The organism is Nitrosarchaeum sp. AC2, assembly GCF_013407385.1.
In the GTDB taxonomy this organism is placed as follows: domain Archaea; phylum Thermoproteota; class Nitrososphaeria; order Nitrososphaerales; family Nitrosopumilaceae; genus Nitrosarchaeum; species Nitrosarchaeum koreense.
This window is the reverse complement of sequence record NZ_CP030847.1, coordinates 324,786-345,689: the sequence shown is the minus strand read 5'-3', so window position 1 is coordinate 345,689 and position 20,904 is coordinate 324,786. Positions and strand designations below refer to the sequence as shown.

At 32.0% G+C, this 20,904-nt stretch carries 24 protein-coding genes, 1 tRNA gene and 1 pseudogene; 16 read left to right on the top strand and 10 right to left on the bottom strand.

The genetic code is table 11. The features are described from left to right. The first annotated feature begins 15 nt into the window (after positions 1-15). Positions 16-1,368: a cation diffusion facilitator family transporter gene (locus tag DSQ20_RS01965; protein ID WP_179365844.1), complete on the top strand. Its 1,353-nt coding sequence runs from the start codon at positions 16-18 to the stop codon at positions 1,366-1,368. On the opposite strand, the gene DSQ20_RS01960 is transcribed toward DSQ20_RS01965, so the two are convergent. Together DSQ20_RS01960 and DSQ20_RS01955 are read right to left on the bottom strand one after the other, a co-directional pair. Next, positions 1,365-2,543: a ZIP family metal transporter gene (locus DSQ20_RS01960; protein ID WP_179365843.1), complete on the bottom strand. Its 1,179-nt coding sequence runs from the start codon at positions 2,541-2,543 to the stop codon at positions 1,365-1,367. The genes DSQ20_RS01965 and DSQ20_RS01960 overlap by 4 nt on opposite strands. Continuing rightward, a complete protein-coding gene (locus tag DSQ20_RS01955; RefSeq protein WP_179366289.1) occupies positions 2,533-3,564 on the bottom strand; it encodes a multicopper oxidase domain-containing protein in 1,032 nt (343 codons plus the stop codon). Before DSQ20_RS01955 ends, DSQ20_RS01960 begins: the two co-directional genes overlap by 11 nt. A 160-nt stretch (positions 3,565-3,724) precedes the next feature. Between DSQ20_RS01955 and DSQ20_RS01950 the strand changes: the two genes are divergently transcribed. Next, entirely contained in the window at positions 3,725-4,222 is a 498-nt protein-coding gene (locus DSQ20_RS01950; protein ID WP_179365842.1) for a hypothetical protein, read from the top strand. Here DSQ20_RS01950 and DSQ20_RS01945 read toward each other — a convergent pair. Then, complete coding sequence (locus tag DSQ20_RS01945) at positions 4,215-4,526, bottom strand: hypothetical protein (RefSeq protein ID WP_179365841.1); 312 nt, start codon at positions 4,524-4,526, stop codon at positions 4,215-4,217. The two genes, DSQ20_RS01950 and DSQ20_RS01945, sit on opposite strands and share 8 nt — an antisense overlap. Positions 4,527-4,627: 101 nt before the next feature. Here DSQ20_RS01945 and DSQ20_RS01940 point away from each other — a divergent pair, with 101 nt between their 5' ends. The 4 genes and pseudogenes from DSQ20_RS01940 (at position 4,628) to glmS (ending at position 7,928) form a co-directional block, all read left to right on the top strand. Next, positions 4,628-4,780 carry a hypothetical protein gene (locus tag DSQ20_RS01940; RefSeq protein WP_179365840.1) on the top strand — a complete coding sequence of 51 codons (153 nt, stop codon included), beginning with the start codon at positions 4,628-4,630 and terminating at the stop codon, positions 4,778-4,780. Positions 4,781-4,930: 150 nt separating this feature from the next. Beyond that, positions 4,931-5,515, top strand: a complete 585-nt coding sequence (locus DSQ20_RS01935) for a 30S ribosomal protein S13 (RefSeq protein ID WP_179365839.1) — start codon at positions 4,931-4,933, stop codon at positions 5,513-5,515. A gap of 9 nt (positions 5,516-5,524) precedes the next feature. Continuing rightward, positions 5,525-6,112, top strand: coding sequence for a 30S ribosomal protein S4 (locus DSQ20_RS01930; RefSeq protein WP_179365838.1), 588 nt, complete (start codon positions 5,525-5,527; stop codon positions 6,110-6,112). Positions 6,113-6,168: 56 nt separating this feature from the next. Continuing rightward, positions 6,169-7,928: pseudogene (gene glmS, locus DSQ20_RS10985) on the top strand (glutamine--fructose-6-phosphate transaminase (isomerizing)). On the opposite strand, the gene cobT reads toward glmS, so the two are convergent. Genes cobT through DSQ20_RS01910 form a run of 3 tightly spaced genes read right to left on the bottom strand, consistent with a single transcriptional unit; the run spans position 7,915 to position 10,240 of the window. Beyond that, positions 7,915-8,988: a nicotinate mononucleotide-dependent phosphoribosyltransferase CobT gene (gene cobT, locus DSQ20_RS01920; RefSeq protein WP_179365837.1), complete on the bottom strand. Its 1,074-nt coding sequence runs from the start codon at positions 8,986-8,988 to the stop codon at positions 7,915-7,917. The pseudogene glmS and the gene cobT sit on opposite strands and share 14 nt — an antisense overlap. Beyond that, positions 8,985-9,596 (bottom strand): hydroxyacylglutathione hydrolase family protein, encoded by a 612-nt coding sequence (locus tag DSQ20_RS01915; protein WP_179365836.1) that lies wholly within the window; start codon positions 9,594-9,596, stop codon positions 8,985-8,987. Before DSQ20_RS01915 ends, cobT begins: the two co-directional genes overlap by 4 nt. Further along, the gene (locus DSQ20_RS01910; protein ID WP_179365835.1) at positions 9,593-10,240 is read right to left on the bottom strand and encodes an NAD(P)H-hydrate epimerase; all 648 of its coding nucleotides are present in this window, start codon (positions 10,238-10,240) and stop codon (positions 9,593-9,595) included. Before DSQ20_RS01910 ends, DSQ20_RS01915 begins: the two co-directional genes overlap by 4 nt. Positions 10,241-10,313: 73 nt before the next feature. Between DSQ20_RS01910 and DSQ20_RS01905 the strand changes: the two genes are divergently transcribed. Further along, positions 10,314-10,928, top strand: coding sequence for an RNA-binding protein (locus DSQ20_RS01905; RefSeq protein WP_179365834.1), 615 nt, complete (start codon positions 10,314-10,316; stop codon positions 10,926-10,928). Between the two features lie 23 nt (positions 10,929-10,951). On the opposite strand, the gene DSQ20_RS01900 is transcribed toward DSQ20_RS01905, so the two are convergent. Continuing rightward, positions 10,952-11,036, bottom strand: a tRNA-Leu gene (locus DSQ20_RS01900). A 52-nt stretch (positions 11,037-11,088) separates the two neighbouring features. Here DSQ20_RS01900 and DSQ20_RS01895 point away from each other — a divergent pair. From DSQ20_RS01895 to DSQ20_RS01860, 8 genes are read left to right on the top strand one after another with little or no spacing between them, the layout of a single operon-like run. Continuing rightward, positions 11,089-11,325 (top strand): DNA-directed RNA polymerase subunit N, encoded by a 237-nt coding sequence (locus DSQ20_RS01895; RefSeq protein WP_007549691.1) that lies wholly within the window; start codon positions 11,089-11,091, stop codon positions 11,323-11,325. 1 nt (position 11,326) lies between these two features. Continuing rightward, positions 11,327-12,565, top strand: coding sequence for an enolase (locus DSQ20_RS01890; RefSeq protein WP_179365833.1), 1,239 nt, complete (start codon positions 11,327-11,329; stop codon positions 12,563-12,565). 7 nt (positions 12,566-12,572) lie between these two features. Continuing rightward, positions 12,573-13,196, top strand: coding sequence for a 30S ribosomal protein S2 (rpsB, locus tag DSQ20_RS01885; RefSeq protein ID WP_179365832.1), 624 nt, complete (start codon positions 12,573-12,575; stop codon positions 13,194-13,196). Continuing rightward, positions 13,196-14,029, top strand: coding sequence for an MEMO1 family protein (locus tag DSQ20_RS01880; protein ID WP_179365831.1), 834 nt, complete (start codon positions 13,196-13,198; stop codon positions 14,027-14,029). The genes rpsB and DSQ20_RS01880 overlap by 1 nt, the downstream gene beginning before the upstream one ends. Next, entirely contained in the window at positions 14,026-14,973 is a 948-nt protein-coding gene (gene mvk / locus DSQ20_RS01875; protein ID WP_179365830.1) for a mevalonate kinase, read from the top strand. Before DSQ20_RS01880 ends, mvk begins: the two co-directional genes overlap by 4 nt. 23 nt (positions 14,974-14,996) lie before the next feature. Further along, positions 14,997-15,749: an isopentenyl phosphate kinase gene (locus DSQ20_RS01870; protein WP_179365829.1), complete on the top strand. Its 753-nt coding sequence runs from the start codon at positions 14,997-14,999 to the stop codon at positions 15,747-15,749. Further along, entirely contained in the window at positions 15,742-16,383 is a 642-nt protein-coding gene (idi, locus tag DSQ20_RS01865; RefSeq protein WP_179365828.1) for an isopentenyl-diphosphate Delta-isomerase, read from the top strand. Before DSQ20_RS01870 ends, idi begins: the two co-directional genes overlap by 8 nt. Further along, entirely contained in the window at positions 16,380-17,360 is a 981-nt protein-coding gene (locus DSQ20_RS01860; RefSeq protein WP_179365827.1) for a polyprenyl synthetase family protein, read from the top strand. The genes idi and DSQ20_RS01860 overlap by 4 nt, the downstream gene beginning before the upstream one ends. Positions 17,361-17,405: 45 nt before the next feature. On the opposite strand, the gene DSQ20_RS01855 is transcribed toward DSQ20_RS01860, so the two are convergent. From DSQ20_RS01855 to DSQ20_RS01845, 3 genes are all read right to left on the bottom strand, one after another. Then, a complete protein-coding gene (locus DSQ20_RS01855; protein ID WP_179365826.1) occupies positions 17,406-17,579 on the bottom strand; it encodes a hypothetical protein in 174 nt (57 codons plus the stop codon). A 66-nt stretch (positions 17,580-17,645) separates the two neighbouring features. Beyond that, positions 17,646-18,446, bottom strand: a complete 801-nt coding sequence (locus DSQ20_RS01850; protein ID WP_007549680.1) for a winged helix-turn-helix domain-containing protein — start codon at positions 18,444-18,446, stop codon at positions 17,646-17,648. A 173-nt stretch (positions 18,447-18,619) separates the two neighbouring features. Next, complete coding sequence (locus DSQ20_RS01845; protein ID WP_179365825.1) at positions 18,620-18,769, bottom strand: hypothetical protein; 150 nt, start codon at positions 18,767-18,769, stop codon at positions 18,620-18,622. 418 nt (positions 18,770-19,187) lie between these two features. On the opposite strand from DSQ20_RS01845, the gene DSQ20_RS01840 reads away from it, so the two are divergent. After that, positions 19,188-20,894 (top strand): glutamate--tRNA ligase, encoded by a 1,707-nt coding sequence (locus DSQ20_RS01840; protein ID WP_179365824.1) that lies wholly within the window; start codon positions 19,188-19,190, stop codon positions 20,892-20,894. Positions 20,895-20,904 lie beyond the last annotated feature (10 nt).

The following is a 20,904-nucleotide window of genomic DNA, read 5'->3' as shown; positions in this document are numbered from 1 at the left end:
TACCAAGAGGTAGAAATGTTGGAACAAAAAACAAAGGTTTTACAGATTTCATTAGTAGCCATTTTTTCAGCATTTATAGTTGAATTAGTTTTTGGTTTAATTTCGAATAGTCTTGGTCTGATTACAGATAGTATTCATGCCCTACTAGATAGTGTTGTGACTGTAATACTACTTTTAGCTGCTAGATACGCAATAAAACCTCCTGATGAAGAACATACCTATGGTCATGGAAAAATTGAATCGCTTGGTGGACTTATTGGTGGAATTGCTATTTTTCTTATAGCAATATTTTTCATTTATGAATCAATTCACAGATTGCAGAATCCAGTACATAATACATTACCTGGCATGTTTGCAATTATTGGTGGATTATACACAATCGGAATTGATATTTTTAGAATAGTTCTTCTTCGAAGATCAATTAAAAAAATTGGAGGGGTTACTCTCAAAGCCGATTTCTATCATGCATTTATGGATCTTGGTTCAACAGTAATTGCAATAGCTGGAATTGTGTTAGTAGTATATGGATTCTATAATGGAGACTTTATTGCCGCATTAATTCTTGGAGTTGTTTTGGTAATACTTAGTTTGAAATTAATTCATAGAACTGCATTAGATTTAACAGATATCATATCACCAGAACTTGTAAAAAAAGTAAAAGAAATTGTCTTGAATACTGAAGGAGTGATAGAAGTTGGAGTAATTTTAATGAGAAAATCTGGAGATGTAATATTTACAGATGTCACAATATCTCTAAGAGGCGATACAAGTTTTGATAGAGCACATGAAATCAGCAGTACAGTTGAAAAAAACATTAAAAAGAAATTATCTAACGCGTCAATCACTATTCATTTTGAGCCAAATTGGAAAAACGTGCCTCTAAATGCAAAAATTAACGACATCGCAAAAAGTATAGAGGGGGTTAAAGAAGTTCACAATATTATATCTCATAAGACTAAAGGAAAGACTTACTCAAATTTACATGTCATGGTAGATAATGAAATCAACCTTGATTCGGCTCATAAAATATCAGAGAAAATTGAACAAAAAATTCAAGAAAACATTCCTGAAATTGAACATGTAACTATTCATCTTGAACCATTTCTAACAGTTCCAAAAAATTTGAATATAGAAGATAAGATTACAGAAGAAAAGATAAGAGAAATTTTAGAACAATATACTGTAATTAAAAAAATAGGACGAATAGTTTCTTTAAATTTTGAAAATATTCTTAAAATTGATATCGATTGTTCATTTGACAAAGAATTATCTATTGAAAAAGTTCACGATATGACATCTGAAATAGAACATGTCATAAGAACTCAGATTAAAAATGCTGTAATTACAATACATCCAGAACCAGATTAGATTAAGATGCTTGTCAGGTACATAACTAACATGCCTATGGCAAATCCAGAGGCTACAGAAGCACTAGAAAGAGTACTATCTCCCTCATCTCTAATCCATTTCAAAATCACAATAATTACTTGAAATATTGCGCCTGCACCTATTGAAAGAAAGATTATTGATGTAAATGGAGAATATACAAAACCACCAAGCCATGCACCAAAAATAGCTGGAGCGCCTGCAATCATTCCCATGGCGGCTAGTTTTCTAATCATTAATTTTCCTCTAGACATTGGCGCTGCAATTGCAATACCTTCAGTAGTATTGTGTAAAGCAAAGCCTACAATCAGAAATGTACTAAATGCAACAGAACCTAAACCAACAGATGCACCAATTGCTAATCCTTCTCCAAAATTGTGTAGTCCAATTCCAATTGATATCATTAATGCAATTGCAACAGGTTTTGTAAGCTTGGAAGAGTTGGCTCTTGAAACAAGTTTGTTTCCTGAATAAAATAATCCTAGAAAAGATAATACAATTACTGTTGCAATAAGCAAAATTCCATTGAAGCTTCCAGCTAGACTTTCATTTGATACGTCTACTGCTTCTTCAATTGAATCAATTGCCAAGAAAAATAACAATCCTGCAGTTAATGCCAAAAAGAAATGAAATTTTTGTTTGCTAATTTTCTTAATGAAAGGAAGCCAAAGTAATCCTATCATTATAGGTATTATTCCAACATAAGTTCCAATTATTGCAAAAAATATTGCAAGATCTATAGTTGGCTCTAGTGCAGGAGCTGCTGCTTCTATCTCTTTTTCAAATCGTGTTCCATCACCTATAGTAATTCCAATGATGTATGGTTCAGCCTCATTCCATTCAAATGGAATTCTAACCAGAGTTGATTCGAATCGTTCAAGAAACCTATCTGGTTCTACTGCGGCAGGTTGAATTCTATCATTGACATCTGCCATTGCTATCTCAACTGGAATTGGTCCAGTGTTTCTTACGGTTGCTCGAATTTCAGAATCATGAAAATCTACTTTTTCAATAGTTATTTCAGGTAATGGTATTCCTAAATCTAACAAATCAGCACCAGGTCCGAAAATATAGGCCATCATAATGATTACAAATGCAAATGGAATTAAGCCACTAGCAATAATCTTGACTTTAGATGAATTATCACTAAGTTCCATATTCTACCTTCTGAGAATTCTTGTCAGGATTATCCTTTACAAGAAATATTCCAACCCATCCTTTTTCAGAGAACTCTACTTTATGGGCATGAAACAGATATTTTCCAGGATATTCGTATTCAAATTCCATAATGCCACGTTCGGTTTGTGATAATGTTATCATGTCAGTGTAAAATGATGGAACAAGATCAGTTCCTGTTGGATAATACTTATACAAATTACCATGAAGATGTAAATTGTTTATTGGATCAAATTCCACCATATTAACAACATAGACTCGAATCAATTCGTTGGTGTTAATCTGGATTGGATGATGTTGATAATAAAATGGGATGGTATTTACGGCATAAAAATTATTTTCAGTGTCAAAATCAGTATCCAACCCATTTAAGACCATCACCATTTCGTCAGCGGGTGAACGTTTTTCCTTAGGATCAACAATGAAGACACCATAAAGACCATGAACTATGTGTTCTTCAAGTGGCATCACATGACAATGATAAGGATGAACACCAACAGGACCAGCTTCAAATTCATAAATAAATTGGCCGCCATTACCACCTACAGGTTCAAAAACACCGTCCATTCCAGCTGGATGAATTCCATGAAAATGTATAGTATGTTCTTTTGAACCATTATTTATGAAATGAACTCTAACAAGGTCACCTTCAGTAGCTCTTATTGTAGGACCAGGAACAGTTCCATTAAAAGTCCAAACATTGTAAAATATTCCAGGAGAAATTTCTTGAATCTTATCATCTTCTGCGATTATTGTATAATCGCGGATTGTTTGTCCAGTTTCAGATACCGATAATCTTCCATACTCAAAATTTCTTAAATATTCATCTGGATCAAATTCTACAGATGATACAGTGTAAAGCGGATCAAGTACTTCACCAGATGTCTTTACAACTGCACCAGAATGAGTAACAAATGTTTTCTGCTCGGATTGAGCCTCAGATATTGCTGGAAAAATCATTATTATTGAAATTCCAAAAATTACAAAAATTACTAGGATCATAATGTTCGAACGATTAAATTTCAAGTACAATCATCATACATGATTTGTTTATTTAAAAGTTAGCCTAGGCTAAATTTTTTAGCCCAATCTAACTTTTGGTTATAGAAGGAATTCAAGTTAAAAAAATTAGGTTTAAACTAAAGAATATCACAAACAGAACATGCAAAGAACCGGTATTCTTTTTGTGATTGTAGGAGGCATAGTATGCACAGGAATAATTTTGTCATTTTATGGAAATCAAGTAATTTTTGAGGATTTGATCAAGGGAGAAGGACAAATTAAGGTCGGAGAAAGTTTGACAATTCCAGCTGAGTTAGATAATGAGACACAGAATGGAATATATGCAATTCAAATAATGGATTCTAAAGGAATTAAAGCAAAAATACTAGATCCGTTTGATGTTGCAATAGAATCACAATCAATCAATGAAGAAGACTTTGAAGGGCAGTTCAAAATTACTACATCTGGCACATACAAATTAGTTATCGAAAATACAAATGATAAAGAAATTAAGATCTTTGGAGTCATAGGACCAGAACCTGACGCAGGTAAGAAATCATTAGGATTTATTTCTCTATATGTTCTCATAATTGGATTAATTGGAATGATTATTGTTCCAATTTATGCAATAAAAAATCGTAAGAAATCTTTTAGTTAAGATAGCTATCCATTTTTTCTAAGCCTTCAATTGTTGCATTAAAGGTATCACTATTTTCTACGATTTGAGTTAATTTTTCAGTATTTGCAGAAAAGACAGATTTTCCATTAATTGAATTTTTAAAAATAAATCCTTTTTCAATTAAGTAAGAAAGTCTTTCCAAAACATCATCTTCAGAAATAGATGATTTTTCTGCTAAGAAAGAACAGTCCTTTTCACCATCTTCTAGTTCAGCTAAAATGGATGAGGTTATAGGATCAAACATGCAGTCAACTACTTTTTCGCGATCAAATGTATCATCCATTTTATTCCTAAATGTTTATGTGAATTTATAACTTATCCAATTCAAAATTATAGTCATTAGAATACCAATAAGATAATTAATAAAAAAAATAATTGCAAATAATGCAAAAGTTATGCCTCAAAGACCCTTCTGGAAAAGGAGAACATTGTTTCTGTATTGACATTGATGCTCAAAGAGGAGTGAAAAAGTGTTGTAAATGTAGTCAATGGAATGTACACGGTAGAAACTGGACAGAAGATTCAGACTTTAGATAAATCTGAAAGTATTATGTGCATATTAGATCGTGACTAAAATAGACCTTAAGAGATACAAATTAGGAATAATCATTATCAATTCATAATTGAAATGCTTTGAATTGACGCCTAGCATGGTTTTTATCGGGGTAACTAAGAATTTTTGAATACTTGAGTACTCAAGAATATAGACACATTGTTAGGATTGTAGGGAACGACATTCCAGGAGCTAAAAAGGCTATTGTCGGATTAACCCAAATTAAAGGAATTGGATATAATTTTGCTACTGCAATTTTAGATACTTTAAAAATTAACACTAATACAAACATCGGTTTTCTATCTGAAGCCAATGTTGAATCAATTGAAAAATTAATTACTAATCCTATAGCAGGAAATTTTCCAGCATGGTTTCTTAACAGAAGAAAGGATATCGAAACTGGAGCAAATATGCATCTGTTAACATCGGATATTCCTTTTACATTAAGAAATGATATCGAAAGAGAAAGGATCACAAACAGTTGGAGAGGTTATCGTCACATGTATGGATTAAAAGTTAGAGGACAATGTACTAGAACTACAGGCAGAAAAGGAGGAGCTGTTGGAGTTGCAAAAGCTGGTAAAGCAGCACCTGCAGCAGCAGCCGCAGCAGCACCTGCAGCAGCAGCACCTACAGCTGGTGCAACAGCAACAGCAAAACCTGCAGCAGCTAAACCAGCTGAAGAAAAGAAAGCAGCACCTGTGGAGAAAAAGAAATAGGTGAATTGAATGGGAGATCCTAAATATCCAAGACGTATGTGGCGAAAACCAAAAAGACCACTAAATTACGAATTAAAAATGGATGAATTAAAAACTCTTGGAACTTTTGGTTTAAGATCAAAAAGAGAATTATGGAAAGCTCATACAGAGTTATCTCGAGTTAGACATCAAGCAAGATCACTACTTGCGTTAAGACAAGAAATTAGATTAGAAAAAGAACCAATTTTGATGAAATCATTATCAAGAATTGGACTGGTAAGTAATGAATCAACATTAGATGATGTGTTGAATCTCCAAGTTAACGATTTACTTTCGCGTAGACTACAAACGATTGTAACAAGAAAATTTGGATTTAAAACACCTTATCAAGCAAGGCAAGCAGTAATTCATGGACACATAATGATTGGGGATAGAAAGGTAGACATCCCATCATATATTGTAACACTTGAAGAGGAAAAGAATATTCACTTTTCACCTGAATCTAACATTCCAAGTATGTTAGAAAGTACTAAAAAACCAGAAACAACCCAAGTTAATTCAGATATAGATGCAGGTAAAGAATCTGAAGAGGCCGTAGAAAGTTCTTCAACCAAATAATAATAAAAAACAAGTCTAACAGTAAATAACCCCTCACATTATAAAATAGATTAACGATGTGTTCAATTATCGGATATTATGGAAATGAAGTAGCGGCACCCATAATAGTCAAAGGATTAAGGAGAATGGAATATCGTGGATATGATAGTGTAGGGGTTGCAACTGAATCAAATAGTCAAATTGAATTAAAAAAAGGAACTGGAAAAGTAGAGGAGGTAAATTCCAAGATTCAACTTGATTCATTACCTGGAAAAATTGGAATAGGCCATACTAGATGGGCAACTCATGGAAAAGTTACAGATGTCAATGCACATCCACATCCTAGCAATTCTGGAAAATTAGCAATAGTACACAATGGAATTATAGAGAATTTTGAAGAATTAAAAAAACAATTAGAAAAAGAGGGTTATATTTTCAAAAGCGAAACAGATAGCGAAGTAATAGCGAATCTTCTTCAAAAAAATTATGAGAAGATCAAGAATGTCAAAGATGCGATAATCAAAACAGTATCAGAGTTGAAAGGGAATTATGCATTTGTTGCAATGTTTGAGAATGGTCAAATGGCTGCTGCAAGATTCCATGAACCGTTAATTGTAGGAATCGGAAAAAACAGCTATTTTCTATCAAGTGATGTTTTAGGATTCATTGAACAAACAGATAATGCAATATACATTGAAAATGGAAATTTTGTTTTAATTGAAAAAGATAAATTGGAAATTTTTGATTTTAATGGAAATATTGTAAAACAACAGATTACTAAAGTATCAAAAGAATTTGCAGATGCATACAAAGGGGATTATGCACATTTTACATTAAAGAAATTTCAGAACAACCTGATATCATATTCAAATCAGGAGAGAATACTAAAAATGCCATAAAAAATGCAGGAAATCATATTAAAAATTCAAATAATATCTACATAACAGGAAGCGGAACTAGTTATAATGCAGCGCTAATAGCAAAACAAATCTTAGCAAAATATGCAAAAATTAAGGTAGACACCATAATTTCAAGTGAATTACAATTTTCATCTCAGATAATTGAACCAGAGTCAACATTAATTGCAATTTCTCAAAGTGGTGAAAGTGCAGATGTGTTAGAAGCTGTGAATATTGCTAAAAAAGAGAAATGCAAGATCATATCCATAGTAAATTCGCTTACATCATCTTTGGCAAGAGAATCAGACTTCATTATTGGCATGAATTGTGGTCCAGAGATAGGAGTTGCTGCAACAAAAAGTTTTACATCACAAATTATTGTAATATACAAATTAGTAGAAGTGATTTGTAATGGAAGTTTTGTTATAGATTATAAAGAAATTTCAAATGCAATTTCAAAGATTCTTGAAAATCATGCTCAAGTAAGAAACATTGCTAAGGAAATTAAAGAAATCTCAGATATTTACGTTTTAGGTAGAGGAGTTCATTATCCAATAGCTATAGAATCAGCTTTGAAGTTAAAAGAACTCACATACATTCATGCAGAAGGAATTGCTGGAGGGGAATTAAAACACGGGCCTCTGGCACTTATGGATTCCAATGTTTTTGTAATAATAATTAATCCAAATGATTCTACATATTCTGACACATTAACGAGTGCTAGAGAAATTAAAGCACGTGGTGCAAAGATAATCGGCATATCAGATGAAAAAAGCGATGTTTATGATTATTGGATAGAAATTCCAAAGACTAATGAATTGGCCTATCCGATTTCAGAAACAATTCCAATACAATTGTTATCATATTATGCTGCAATTGAAAAAGATACAGATCCAGATTATCCAAGGAATTTGGCTAAATCAGTTACAGTGAAGTAAAAAGTCTATGGTACTCTTTTTCGGCTAATGGTAAAAAATTAGATGCATTGCTTCCAGTTTTGATCATGGATGCGATCATACTACCGCCTGCACCAACTCCTTCTTTTGCATATCCTTGTGAGAATGCTTTCAGTCCAGAAAACTTTGAATTTACAAGTCCAGGGTTTACAGCTATTGCTGGAATATCGGCAATTTCTGAAACAAGTGATTTAAAATTTGCACTCTTATCATCAGTGATATAGGAAGTAGTTCCAATAGCAGTGTTTTGTTCATTGAAACCAATTTTTGAGGCAAATGCCAATACGGCAGTCATTTGTGTACCACCCGCCAATATTACTTTGGTCACTTCAGATGCTGAGCTTAACATACCAGTTACAAAAGCAATCATAGGATCACCAACTTCAGATATTATATGATAGGGATTGTTTGAAGTTATTCTTTCTAATGCAGTATTTACAATTTGATTTTTTAGTTCTACAGGATTATTTGGGATGCTAGAACTTACATTAGCTTTGAATCCTAATCCACGCAATACAGCAAGTGCAGTGGTTGTACCACCCGGAATACTTTCGCCTATAATCAAACAATCAGTCATTGAAGCTAGAGTTCTTCCCACCATTCTACCATAATCTACTGCCAGAGATACTTGAGAATCATTCATTGCAGATTCAACAGAAATATTTTGTCCATGTAACAAATCGGTTTGGATAAAAGGTAGTTGGGGAGAAATCTTACTTCCAGCATTAATTACTATATGTGGAATGCTGCATGATTCCAATGCTGTCTTTGTAAGTAAACCAGGTGTAGGTTTACCGTCAGGAGTCATTGGAATTTTATCTATAGTTTTACAATAACCATAGTAAAGATATTCTGCGTCTGCCGGAGGAGTAAATTTTATTGAATCTTTATCAGCACCAGCAAATGTTATGCCGGGAATTTCACAAGTCTCAGTATAAGATATTGCAAGTGAGAATAAAAAATTTCCAGATTTAACACCATCAATAAAATCTTGGGCTTTGTTTACATTACCAAAAAATTCAAAATCATCTAAATAGCTCATTGTCCCATCATGTCAAGAAACTCTTGTTCAGTTCGTTTTTGCATGACAAAATTAGTCAACTTTTCTTTTCCAATAGTAGATGTTAAAGAATTTCCATAATTATGTCCACAGTAAAGGATTAGATCGTCATTTAATAAATAAAGAACATCAAAAAGACTGTGATACAATTCTTTGGTACTTCCTCCAGGTAGATCTATTCGTCCACAATTTCCTACAAAAAGAGTATCGCCAGAAAAAATTTTTCCATCTCCAATTAAACATATACTATCTTTTGAATGACCAGGAGTGTGTAAAACAGTCAACTTTGAATTCCCAAATTCAATTACATCACCATCTTTTACAGTAATATCATGTTTTAATTCTGATTTTTCATGCTGAATTATTTGTGCATTGGTTAATTTCACCATACCTTCATTTCCTAATGTATGATCAAAATGATGGTGAGTGTTTATGACATATTTTATTTTTAAATTATTTCGTTGGATGATTTGTTCAATTTGTTCAAGATCCCAAGAAGGGTCAATCACTATAGCCTCATCGGTCTCTTCATCCTCTACGACATAAGTAAAATTCTGCATGTTCCCAACTTGAATTTGATGTACTTTCATAATACTCCCTCTTCAGCCTCGGGAGGAATTCCTATCTTTTCTGCATATAATTCACCAGTCAAATCTTTTCTTTTTGGTATACCCTGTTTCATTTTATGAAATGTTACTGTCATATCAGATTTTACAAAAATATTTGCTGTTTCTCCTGTTTGTGGATCCAATCCAGATGGAACATCTACTGCAAACTTGAAGCAACTAGAATTGTTAATGTAATTAATTGCAGATACATATGGCTCCCTAATTTCACCAGATATTCCAGTACCTAATATTGCATCAATAATTACATCTGGAATAAAATCAAAATGTAAATTATCACCGCTAAGTAATTTTACAGAAGGCATTTTCTTTAAAATAGACCAATTCCAAGAACTTTCTTCAGTTTTTATTTTATCAGGAGATCCTAAAAGTTGTACTGTCACTATAGATCCATATCCGGAAAGATGTCTTGCCATAACCAGACCATCACCGCCATTATTACCCATACCCACAAAAATCAAAATATTTTTTGATGTGACATCTCCAAATTTTTCAACTAATCGTCGTACAGCTGCAGCTCCCGCATTTTCCATCATAAATTTTTTTAAAAAACCCATAGCATGGCCATTATTTTCTATTTGATACATTTGATCTACAGTTATCTCCATAATATAGAAAAGAAATATTCCAAAATAAGAGCTTTGGCAAATGATTTATTCTAGGCTTTTGCCATACACCAACATGACATTAAAGAAAGTAAAGCCATCTTTAAATAAAATTGCAAAATATTTAGCAGAAATTCAGGATGCCAGAGAATTTTTATTAAAAAATACAAGAGAAGTAATAATTATTTCTAGCAAATCAATCATATCGTCCCATAAAGGGGATATTAAAATAGCAAAAAACTATCTTAAACAAGCAGATATTTTGTTAAAAAAATATAAGAAAAAAACTACACCTGATCTTCAAAAATATATGATTACACCTGAACAAGAATTTGTCGAGGCTGCATCATTAATCGCCATAATTGAAAAAAAGGAAATCCCTTCAGAAAAAGAATTAGGAGTAATGCCAGAATCATATGTTTTAGGATTATTGGATTGTATAGGAGAATTAAAAAGAATGATTTTCGATAAAATTAGGATTGGAGATATTGATGATGCAACAAGAATTTTTGAAGTGATGGAAAATCTGTATTTGAATTTGTATCCATTTTCAATGTATGATAAAGTGGTAAAAGAAGCTAGAAGAAAAATAGATGTAGATCGTATTTTAATTGATGATGTAAGAGGTGCAATTACTGAAGAGAAAAGACGTTCAGATCTGATTGCAGCATTAAACAAACTTCAAAAATAGAATCCACATTAAATCAAATAATATGCGGGTGATGGGATTTGAACCCACGAACTCCTAAGAGACTAACCCCTCAAGCTAGCGCCTTTGGCCAGGCTGGGCGACACCCGCAATAAAAAATCCTTGTATGGTTTTTATAATCCTTGATTACTTTTTTGTACGTATGTTAATTCCTGTTAGATGTTTTACCTGTGGAAATTTAATTGCTGATAAGTATGAAGATTATCAAAATAAAGTAAGATCTGGAGAAGATCCAGCTAAAGGACTAGATTCTTTGGGAATTAACAGATATTGTTGTAGAAGAATGCTTTTGACTACAGTGGAAACTATTCAACAGGTTATTCCATTTTATGAAGCAATACAAAGAAGACACCAAGAAGTCCAATCAGAATTAGAATAGTTTGTCAAAAATAACATCCATTAACGGACGTATTATTTACAATAGTCGCGGAGGTAAAACTATCGAAGTTGATATCATATCAGAAAATAAATTTCTAGGCAGAGTTTGTGCACCTTCGGGAGCAAGTGTTGGAAAGTATGAAGCAGTAAGTTTCCCAAATGAAAAACCTGAAGAAAGCCTTAGAATGTTAAATGAGAATGCTCAAAAATTTATTGGTTTAGAATCATCAGATTTGAAGACCATACATGATACACTAAGAAGTATAGATCAATCTTCAAATTATGCAAAAATTGGGGGTGCTCTTGCATTTGCAGTAAGTATTGCTTCAATGGAATCAGCATCAAAAGCAAATGACACCTCTTTGTTTCAAACATTATCATCAGAGTCATCTTTCAAATTTCCGTTTCCTTTAGGAAATATTTTAGGAGGAGGGGCGCATGCAGGACCAGGAACTCCAGATATACAAGAAATTTTGATTTGTGCCATAGGAACAAAAACAATTAGAGATGCAATTGAAACTAATTTGGCAGTTCATAAGGAATTACGTCGTATTTTGGAAAAAGAAGATCCAAGTTTTACTAATGGACGAGGGGATGAAGGAGGATGGGCTCCAAAACTAAAAAATGAAAAAGCATTAGAACTTTCAGCAAAAGCTTGTGAGAATTTGGGATTTACATTAGGTAAAGAAGTGGCATTAGGAGTAGACTTTGCATCATCTACCCAATGGAATGAAGAAAAAGAAAAATATGTTTACGAAAGAGCGGGATTTGTGAATTCTTCAGAAGAACAAATTGAATTTGCAGCAAATATTATTAAAAAATATAAATTAATTTATGCAGAAGATGCAGTTCACGAAGAAGCTTTTGAAGATATGGCAGAATTAACTGCTAAATTTCCAAAAACATTAGTAACAGGAGATGATCTAACGGTTACAAATAAAGACATTCTAACAAAGGCAATCAACATGAAATCATGTAATGCTGCAATCCTAAAAGTCAATCAGGCAGGTAGTCTTTACGATGCATTTGAATTTGCCAAAGTAGCTAATCAAAATAATATAAAATTAATCACATCACATAGATCTGGAGAATCTACAGATTCGCATATTGCTCATATAGGATTAGCAACAAAGTCAAAAATGCTCAAAGTTGGCATAGTAGGTGGAGAAAGGGTCGCAAAGCTAAATGAGCTTATACGCCTATCAGAGCATGATTTAATACGCGGTATGGCAGAGATTTAAAATCGCTATGAGTGAACAAGCAGAATCCACAGATATCAAAAAGAAGATCCTATCTACTGGAATCAGAGTAGGAACTCCAGTAAAGACGAAATTCATGACTCCGTTTATCACAAAAGCCAGTCCTGAAGGACTTTACATGTTAGATATCGATATAACATTAGAAAAAATCAAAATAGCAGCTAAATTTATCAATCGTTTAGGAACAGATAAGCTAATTGTATGCTCAGCTAGACAGTATGCCAATACTCCAATTGAGAAATTTTGTGAAATGCTAGGTTCTAAAAAATTACTTGGCAGATTTATGCCTGGAACTCTTACAAATCCATCTTTACCATATTATATTGAACCAAAATTAGTTTTAATTTCCGATCCTCAAGTGGATGTGCAAGCAATTACAGAAGCTACAAATGCCGGTATTCCAGTAATTGGAATTTCAAATACAGATAACATTACATCAAAACTTGATGTAATTATTCCTGCAAACAACAGAGGAAGAAAAGCTCTTGCCACAGTATATTGGTTATTGGTTCGTCAAATTCTCATCGAAAGAGGAGAATTAAAAGAAGATGAACCAATGAAATACGAAATCGATGATTTTGAAACAAAGATAACGGAAGAGGAAATAGAGTAATGCAAATTAGAACGCCGGCAGTAGCCGGAATGTTCTATCCAAATGAAAAAAAAGAATTAAAAAAAGTAATCAAAGGATGTTTTCTACATAATTTCGGTCCAGGTAAAATCCCACCATCAAATATCAAAAAAAAAATTTTTGGAGTGATTTGCCCACATGCAGGATATGGGTATTCAGGTCCAATAGCATGTAACTCATTTTATGAAATATCTTCAGACCTACCGGATCTATTCATCATCATAGGACCAAACCATTGGGGAATAGGAAGTAGTGTAGCAACAATGATAGATACTAAATGGGAAACGCCTCTAGGAGAAGTCGAAGTTGATTCTGAAATTGCAGAAGAGATTTCAAAATTAACAGATGTAATTGAAATAGATAATTTTTCTCATTCAAGAGAACATAGTCTTGAAGTGCAAATTCCAATATTACAAGAGATTGCAACAAATTTCAAAATAGTTCCCATTGCTTTAATAAATCAGAGTAAAGAAATTGCAATTAAAGTTGGTATTGCTGTGGCAAAAATAGCTCAGAAAAACAAAGTCATGATCATAGGTTCTTCAGATTTTACACATTACGAGTCTAACGAGTTTGCACATGAACAAGATTCAGCATTAATTGAGCCTATTTTAGAGTTAGATGTAGACAGATTTTATGATATTTTACATAAAAAAGACATTAGTGCATGTGGATATGGTGCCATCGCATCAACAATGATTGCATGTAAAGAAATCGGTGCAACAAAAGGAGAGTTACTAAAATATGCTACAAGTGGAGATATTTCAGGAGATAAGAGTTCTGTTGTTGGATATGGGTCGATCATTTTCACTTGATTTCTAAAGCTTCTGCACCTGGAAAGGTCATTCTTTTTGGAGAACATTTTGTTGTGTATGGAATAAAAGCAATTCTTTGTGCTATTGATAAAAGAGTCACAGTCACAGCTGAAAAAATTCCTGAAAACAAAATTATAATTAAGTCAAACATCGGAGAATTAGAAGTTTCACTCAATAAATCAATGAATGAAATAAGTTCACCATTAAAACCATTTGTATATTTAGCAAATAAAATGATTAAAAAATATAATCAATCAGAGGGAATTAAGATTTATGTAAAATCAGAAATTCCATCAGGGGTAGGATTAGGATCCTCATCTGCATGTTGCGTAGCAGGTGCAGCCGCAATATCCAAATTATTTGAAAAAACTAGTAAAGAAAAAATTTTAGAGTTAGCTATAGAGGCAGAAAGAACAATTTTTCAAAATACATCTGGAGCAGATTGTACAGTTTGTACATTTGGTGGACTGATGGAATATGATAAAGAAAAAGGATTCTCTCAAATTAAATCTGAACCAAACTTTCATCTCGTTATTGCAAATTCTAACATTGAGCATTCAACAGAAGTGGTTGTATCAAATGTTAAGCAATTCAAAGAAAAAAATGAAGAAAAATTTTCCATCATGTGCCAAAAAGAATTAGAATTAGTAAATCGTGTTAAAATCATGTTAAAAAATAATGATTTACAAGGATTGGGTAAATGTATGAAGGACAATCAAGAATTTTTAGAAATAATAGGCATATCTAATGAAAAATTACGAAAAATGATAGAAAAAGCAGAAAATTCATCGTTTGGGGCAAAAATTACTGGTGCAGGCGGAGGTGGATGTATTATTGCTTTATCCGATGAATCAAATTTAGAAAAAATTATTTCGGAATTAAAGATGAATGATTATGAATGCTTTTCTGTAAAAATTGATTTTAAAGGATTGGATACTTTTTAATGGACTAGGTATTTGATGTCTGCATGATTCTCATAAAACTAGGAGGTTCTATTATCACAAATAAAGAAAAACCGCTTAGTCCTAGAAAGAAAGTTGTAGAAAACATTGCAAAAAATTTGAAGAAAATTGATGAGCCAATCATTATTGTTCATGGAGGAGGATCATTTGGGCATTATTGGTCTGTAAAATATGATATGCATACTAAACCAAATAGATATGACATGCATGGAGTATCTGTAGTTAAAAATTCAATGATTGATCTTAACAAAATAATATTAAATGCATTTGTAAAAAATAAGCTAAATCCATACTCTCTTCCTCCAACGGATTTTATGTCAGGAAATATCCCAGTGATAAAAAAAGTAAAAGAAATAACTGAAATTGCAAAATCAGGATTAATACCGATCACGTATGGAGATGCACTTTGGTATGGAAATAAGAAAACATACATTTTATCAGGAGATAAAATAATGACTCATTTAGCAAAAATTTTAAAACCAAGATTAGTAATTTTTGCTTTAAACGAAGATGGATTATACTCAGATCTAAAAACTAAAAAATTAATTTATGAATTAAAAGGAGAAAATCCTAAAATTTCTGAAAACAAAATGGATGTAACAGGAGGAATGACTAGAAAAATAGATGAAGCATCTAACATTGCAAAAAGTGGAATGAATGTTTTTTTTGTAAACGGTAACAAACCAGAGAGAATAGTAAAAGCGGTTAAAAACAACAAGTATGAAGGAACATTGTTCAGAGGTAAAAAAAATGTCTGAGGAATATGTAATTTTGGTTGATGAAAACGATAGTCCTATAGGTTCAGAAGAAAAGGTAAAATGCCATTTACCAAATGGAAAACTTCACAGAGCATTTACAGCCTTACTATTTGATAAAAATGGAAGATTGGTTCTAACAAGAAGAGCAAAAGAAAAAATGTTATGGCCAGAAGATTGGGATGGAACAGTAGCTAGCCATCCAAGAGAAGGTGAAACATACACATCATCAGCTGAGCGAAGAATGCCTGAAGAAGTCGGCATTTCTTGTAAGATGGACTATTTAATGAAGTTTGAATATCATGTACCTTACAAAAATATAGGTTCTGAGAACGAAATTTGTGGTACTCTAATTGGGATTGTTGATGAATCAACTAAATTTAAAATGATAAAAGGAGAGATAGATGAGATAAAATGGATTTCAGCATCTGAACTTCTTTCTGAAATTAAAAACAATCCAAAAATTTATTGTCCATGGATGTTAATTGCATTGATATTTTTAGACAGGTCTGAAAATAAAATGTTAGAAAAATATAAAGATGTTTTATCATCTTGGATTAATTCAGATTTGCAAACAGAATTGAAAAAAGCAATACAAAATCATCTTCCAGATGATAAATGGAGATTAATAAGATGAAAAAAACAAGCACGATTGAAAAAAATGCAAAAATTATCAATAGATATCTAAATTCCAAGATAAAAGGAGATCCTAAAATGCTATATGATGCAGCATCACATCTCATCATCCATGGAGGAAAAAGACTCAGACCCCATATGGTAATGAAGAGCTGTCAAATATTAGGAGGTAGTACAGTAATTGCAATACCTGCTGCTAGTGCAGTAGAAATGATACATAACTTTACTTTAGTTCATGATGATATTATGGATAATGATGAAATGCGTCATGGAGTACCTACAGTGCATAAAAAATTTGGAATGCCAATTGCAATACTAGCTGGAGATGTATTATTTTCTAAGGCATATCAAATTATTTCAAATGCAAAATTATCCAACGATGCAATAGTTCAATTAGTTTCCAGATTGGCAAAGGCATGTGTAGATGTGTGTGAAGGCCAATTATTAGACGTAAAAATGGCTGAAGAAAAAAGGATCCCTACACAAAACGAGTATATCACAATGATTGGTAAAAAAACCGCTGCATTATTTGATGTATCTTGTTCGATGGGTGCAATTTGTGCAACAGGTAATCAAAAAGATATTTCAAATTTATCAAATTTTGGTAAGAATTTAGGAATTGCTTTTCAAATTACAGATGATCTTATTGGTGTAATGGGAGATTCAAAGATTACAAAAAAACCTGTCGGTAATGATCTTAGAGAAGGTAAAAAATCCCTTCCAATTCTCATGGCAATAAAATTAGCAAAAGGTGAAGATAGAAAAGTGATTCTAAAAGCATTCGGAAATCCAAAAGCAAGTAAAAATGAGCTTGAAAAAGCTGTAGATGTTATTCGATCACTTGGAATAGAGGAAGAGGTAAGAAGGCAGGCATTACATTATGCAGAAACGGCAAAAAAATCGCTTTCAAATTATTCAGGTACTGCTAAAACAGAATTAATAGATCTTTTAGATTTTGTAGTAAAAAGAAGCGTATAGATTTAAAAAAATCTAGTTTGATAAAATAATTTACACATTGAAAATTCAAAATTTTTCATTTGGAAAATATTTTTGTAAAATAATATCCAGATATTCCTTGTCTGGTGGAAATAACGGCTTCTCATTTTTAAGATTATTTAAAATTCTTAATAAAATGTCAATATCGCCATAGTGGTTTTGAATCATTATAATTAATGATTTCATAACATCATTAGACATTATGTGGTATAGATCATTCCTACAAAAAAATGATATGATGTAAATTATGTGAAAATGAGTACAAAATTATTCTTTTAACTTACTCTCAATGAATTCATCTGAACCATACCAACAAAATCGGAAATAATCAAGACACCATTCATGAAACATAGGATCATCACTATAAAACATTTCAGTAAGATCTGATTCACCATCATTTTTAGGAAATAAAACACATGCCTCTTTTTCATTTAGAACTATTACAGTCTGAACATTTTTTGCCATTTTTCTTTCTATCAATCCTTTTTCAATAAGATTGTTAAATCCTAATTTTTTCAATAAATCCTTTCTTCCTTTAGGAACTACTGTGGATTCAGAGAAGATATACTGAAATTTAATTCCTTTTTTAATTTGTTTGACTAAAGGCTCGATAAGATCCAAAGGAGCTTCAGATAATATTTCATATATGTACTCCCTAGAATTTTTATAAATTGTCTTCCATTGCTCCAAAACTTTCGATATACCTTTAACATGTTGACTTACTGCAAGCTGCCCACACCGAATTTTAAATTTGTAAGGAATGTCAATAAATGTATGTTCTTCAAAATATTTTCTATTTTGGGAAAAGAACACTATTGTTGGAACTTGTGTGCAAACCGTTTCTCCAAATGTAGTAGTGCTGTATTTTCCGTTATTTTTTTTCTCAATAAGACCACTTTCCTCTAATCTAATAAAATTTCTATGAACTTCTTGCTTAGTTGATTCTAATTCCTTTGCAATTTCGGTAGGAGTAGAATCTTTACTTAATAATTTAAATAAAATATTAAGCCTTTGAGGGCTAGCAAGATCTAAAACATAGTTTGCAGTTTTATCAATGAGATCAGCCATCAATTAATCATCTTTATCGCTGGTTAAAAATAATTGCAGATATCTTGTGGTTATTTTAATAATTTTTCAGGTTTTTCTATTTTAAACAGATCATTCTTATTTAGATATCAAATTTTTGATCAAAATTCAATAATCATCATATGTTGCAGTACATAAAAAATTTGGTGAGGAGGTTATGCTCCTGCAACCAAGTAAGCGCCTATTCCAATACCCATCATGATTCCAAGACCCATGCAAATAAGATCGAATTTTACGACTTTTTTGAATGGTGCATGAACCATTTTGTTCCAGGTATTGTTTTCCTGAACAAGTTTTGTTGTCATGATTATAGTATATCTTAGCAGATTATAGAGTAGAGTAAATCATAGATCATACGAGTAAGCTTGCTAGCTGACCAAGTATAATGTAGTTTAAAGAGGTTGGAAAATTAATGAGAATAGAGTCATGTAGAAAGTGTGGTGAAACACTAGAAGTGAATAAGAAATGCAGTGTTTGTAAGAAAGAAAATGAATTTTTTTGTCATAAATGTGGATTTATCACTGTTGAGCAAATTCATTCACAATGTATGTTAATTGACTCTAGGTGTAAATTATTAGAAATTCCGATACAGAAAATGAAATAACATTGAATTTTAGAATAAGCACAAGACTTTTTTCTGTACGTGAAAAATATTGAGAATCTACCTAAAAACAGACAGAGTATAAAAAAGGCAATGCAAACAGCAAGACATAGGTAGATACTTTGGACGAAGAGGCAAAAAAAGAGATTCGAAAAATAGCTTTACAAAATGCATTTGAACATGAAGGAAAAACTCAGGATAAAATTGTATTAGCAAAGATCCTAGGAACAAAACCAGAGTTCAGAACAAGAGTAAAAGAAATATCTGAAGAGATTAAGACAATTGTTTCTGAAATTAATCAATTATCATTTGAAGAGCAAAGAAAAGAGATTGAAGAAAATTTTCCAGATATTTTAATCCCAAAGGAAAAAACTGAAGAAAGAGAAGGGCTTCCTCCACTAAAAAATGCAGAGCATGGGAAAGTAATTACTCGATTTCCACCAGAACCTAACGGATATCCACACATAGGACATGCTAAAGCAGCTATCATTAATGCAGAATATGCAAAAATGTATGGTGGAAAATTCATTTTAAGAATGGATGATACTAATCCAGAAGCTGAAAGAATGGAATATCATGCTGCAATTAAAGTTGGGTTAGACTGGTTAGGAATAAAATTTGATGTGATAAAAAATACTTCAGATGACATGGAAATATTTTATGAAAAAGGTATGGAACTAATTAATTCTGGAAAGGCTTACGTTTGTACTTGTAAAAGAGAGGATATTAGTGAAAATAGACGGGAGCGTATAGCTTGTAAATGTAGTAGAGGAGACATTAAACAAAGTAATAAAGGCTGGGAGAAAATGTTTGGCAAATTTAAGCCTGGAGATGCAATTGTAAGATTTCGAGGAGATATGAAGGCAGATAATGCAGTAATGAGAGATCCCGTATTGTTTAGAATAATAGAAGAAAAGCATTACACACTTGGAAACAAATATCGAGTTTGGCCAAGTTATGATTTTGCTGTTGCAATAGAAGATAGTATTGATGGTGTAACCCATGCATTTCGTTCAAAGGAATTTGAATTAAGAAAAGAGCTGATAGATGCTATTTTAGATGCACTAAATATGCGAAAACCATATCAAGATTTCTTTTCTAGACTTGAATTCAAAGGAATGCCAATATCAAAAAGAATTCTTAAACCATTGATTGAAGAAGGTAAAGTATCGTGGTATGATGATCCAAGATTACCTACTTTAGAGTCACTTAGAAGAAGAGGGATTAAACCAGAAGCAATAAAAAAATTCATCTTATCATTAGGATTAACTAAAGCAAATACATTAGCACCATTTGATGCTCTTGAGTCATTTAACAGAAAATTTGTTGATGCGGATAGTATTAGATTATTCATGGTAAGCAAACCAAAAAAACTTACAATTAAAAAATTACCATTTTCATTTGTAGAAATTGCCAATCACCCAATAAAGAATATGGGTAAAAGAAAAATCAACATTGATGAGAATTTCTACATTTCAGGAGAAGACGTTGAAAATATGAAAGGTACTCAAATCAGATTGTTAGGATTAGGCAACATCAAAATATCAAAAAATAATGGAGAGTTATTAGGAGAATTTACGGAAGGCGAATCTAATTCAGACATACAAAAAATACAATGGATTCCACAGAAAGATGCCCACATGATCAAAATTCTTATTCCAAAACAATTGTTTATTGATGAAAAATTTAATGAAGATAGTTTAGAAGAATTAGAGGTTTATACAGAACCCCATTATTTAGAATTAAAAGATGGTGAAGAAATACAATTTGTTAGATTTGGATATTGTAGAAAAGATTCACAAAATCAGGCAATTTTTACACACAAGTAAGTGAGAAAAT

Coding starts and splice junctions, on each gene's coding strand:
- DSQ20_RS01940 (WP_179365840.1), top strand. CDS start 4,628: ATGCAAAAGTTATGCCTCAAAGACCCTTCTGGAAAAGGAGAACATTGT.
- DSQ20_RS01895 (WP_007549691.1), top strand. CDS start 11,089: ATGTTAATTCCTGTTAGATGTTTTACCTGTGGAAATTTAATTGCTGAT.
- DSQ20_RS01910 (WP_179365835.1), bottom strand. CDS start 10,240: ATGGAGATAACTGTAGATCAAATGTATCAAATAGAAAATAATGGCCAT.
- DSQ20_RS01955 (WP_179366289.1), bottom strand. CDS start 3,564: ATGATCCTAGTAATTTTTGTAATTTTTGGAATTTCAATAATAATGATT.
- DSQ20_RS01845 (WP_179365825.1), bottom strand. CDS start 18,769: ATGACAACAAAACTTGTTCAGGAAAACAATACCTGGAACAAAATGGTT.
- idi (WP_179365828.1), top strand. CDS start 15,742: ATGTCTGAGGAATATGTAATTTTGGTTGATGAAAACGATAGTCCTATA.
- cobT (WP_179365837.1), bottom strand. CDS start 8,988: ATGAGCTATTTAGATGATTTTGAATTTTTTGGTAATGTAAACAAAGCC.
- rpsB (WP_179365832.1), top strand. CDS start 12,573: ATGAGTGAACAAGCAGAATCCACAGATATCAAAAAGAAGATCCTATCT.
- DSQ20_RS01960 (WP_179365843.1), bottom strand. CDS start 2,543: ATGGAACTTAGTGATAATTCATCTAAAGTCAAGATTATTGCTAGTGGC.
- DSQ20_RS01855 (WP_179365826.1), bottom strand. CDS start 17,579: ATGTCTAATGATGTTATGAAATCATTAATTATAATGATTCAAAACCAC.
- DSQ20_RS01905 (WP_179365834.1), top strand. CDS start 10,314: ATGACATTAAAGAAAGTAAAGCCATCTTTAAATAAAATTGCAAAATAT.
- DSQ20_RS01880 (WP_179365831.1), top strand. CDS start 13,196: ATGCAAATTAGAACGCCGGCAGTAGCCGGAATGTTCTATCCAAATGAA.
- DSQ20_RS01915 (WP_179365836.1), bottom strand. CDS start 9,596: ATGAAAGTACATCAAATTCAAGTTGGGAACATGCAGAATTTTACTTAT.
- DSQ20_RS01850 (WP_007549680.1), bottom strand. CDS start 18,446: ATGGCTGATCTCATTGATAAAACTGCAAACTATGTTTTAGATCTTGCT.
- DSQ20_RS01870 (WP_179365829.1), top strand. CDS start 14,997: ATGATTCTCATAAAACTAGGAGGTTCTATTATCACAAATAAAGAAAAA.
- DSQ20_RS01860 (WP_179365827.1), top strand. CDS start 16,380: ATGAAAAAAACAAGCACGATTGAAAAAAATGCAAAAATTATCAATAGA.
- DSQ20_RS01945 (WP_179365841.1), bottom strand. CDS start 4,526: ATGGATGATACATTTGATCGCGAAAAAGTAGTTGACTGCATGTTTGAT.
- DSQ20_RS01950 (WP_179365842.1), top strand. CDS start 3,725: ATGCAAAGAACCGGTATTCTTTTTGTGATTGTAGGAGGCATAGTATGC.
- DSQ20_RS01930 (WP_179365838.1), top strand. CDS start 5,525: ATGGGAGATCCTAAATATCCAAGACGTATGTGGCGAAAACCAAAAAGA.
- DSQ20_RS01965 (WP_179365844.1), top strand. CDS start 16: ATGTTGGAACAAAAAACAAAGGTTTTACAGATTTCATTAGTAGCCATT.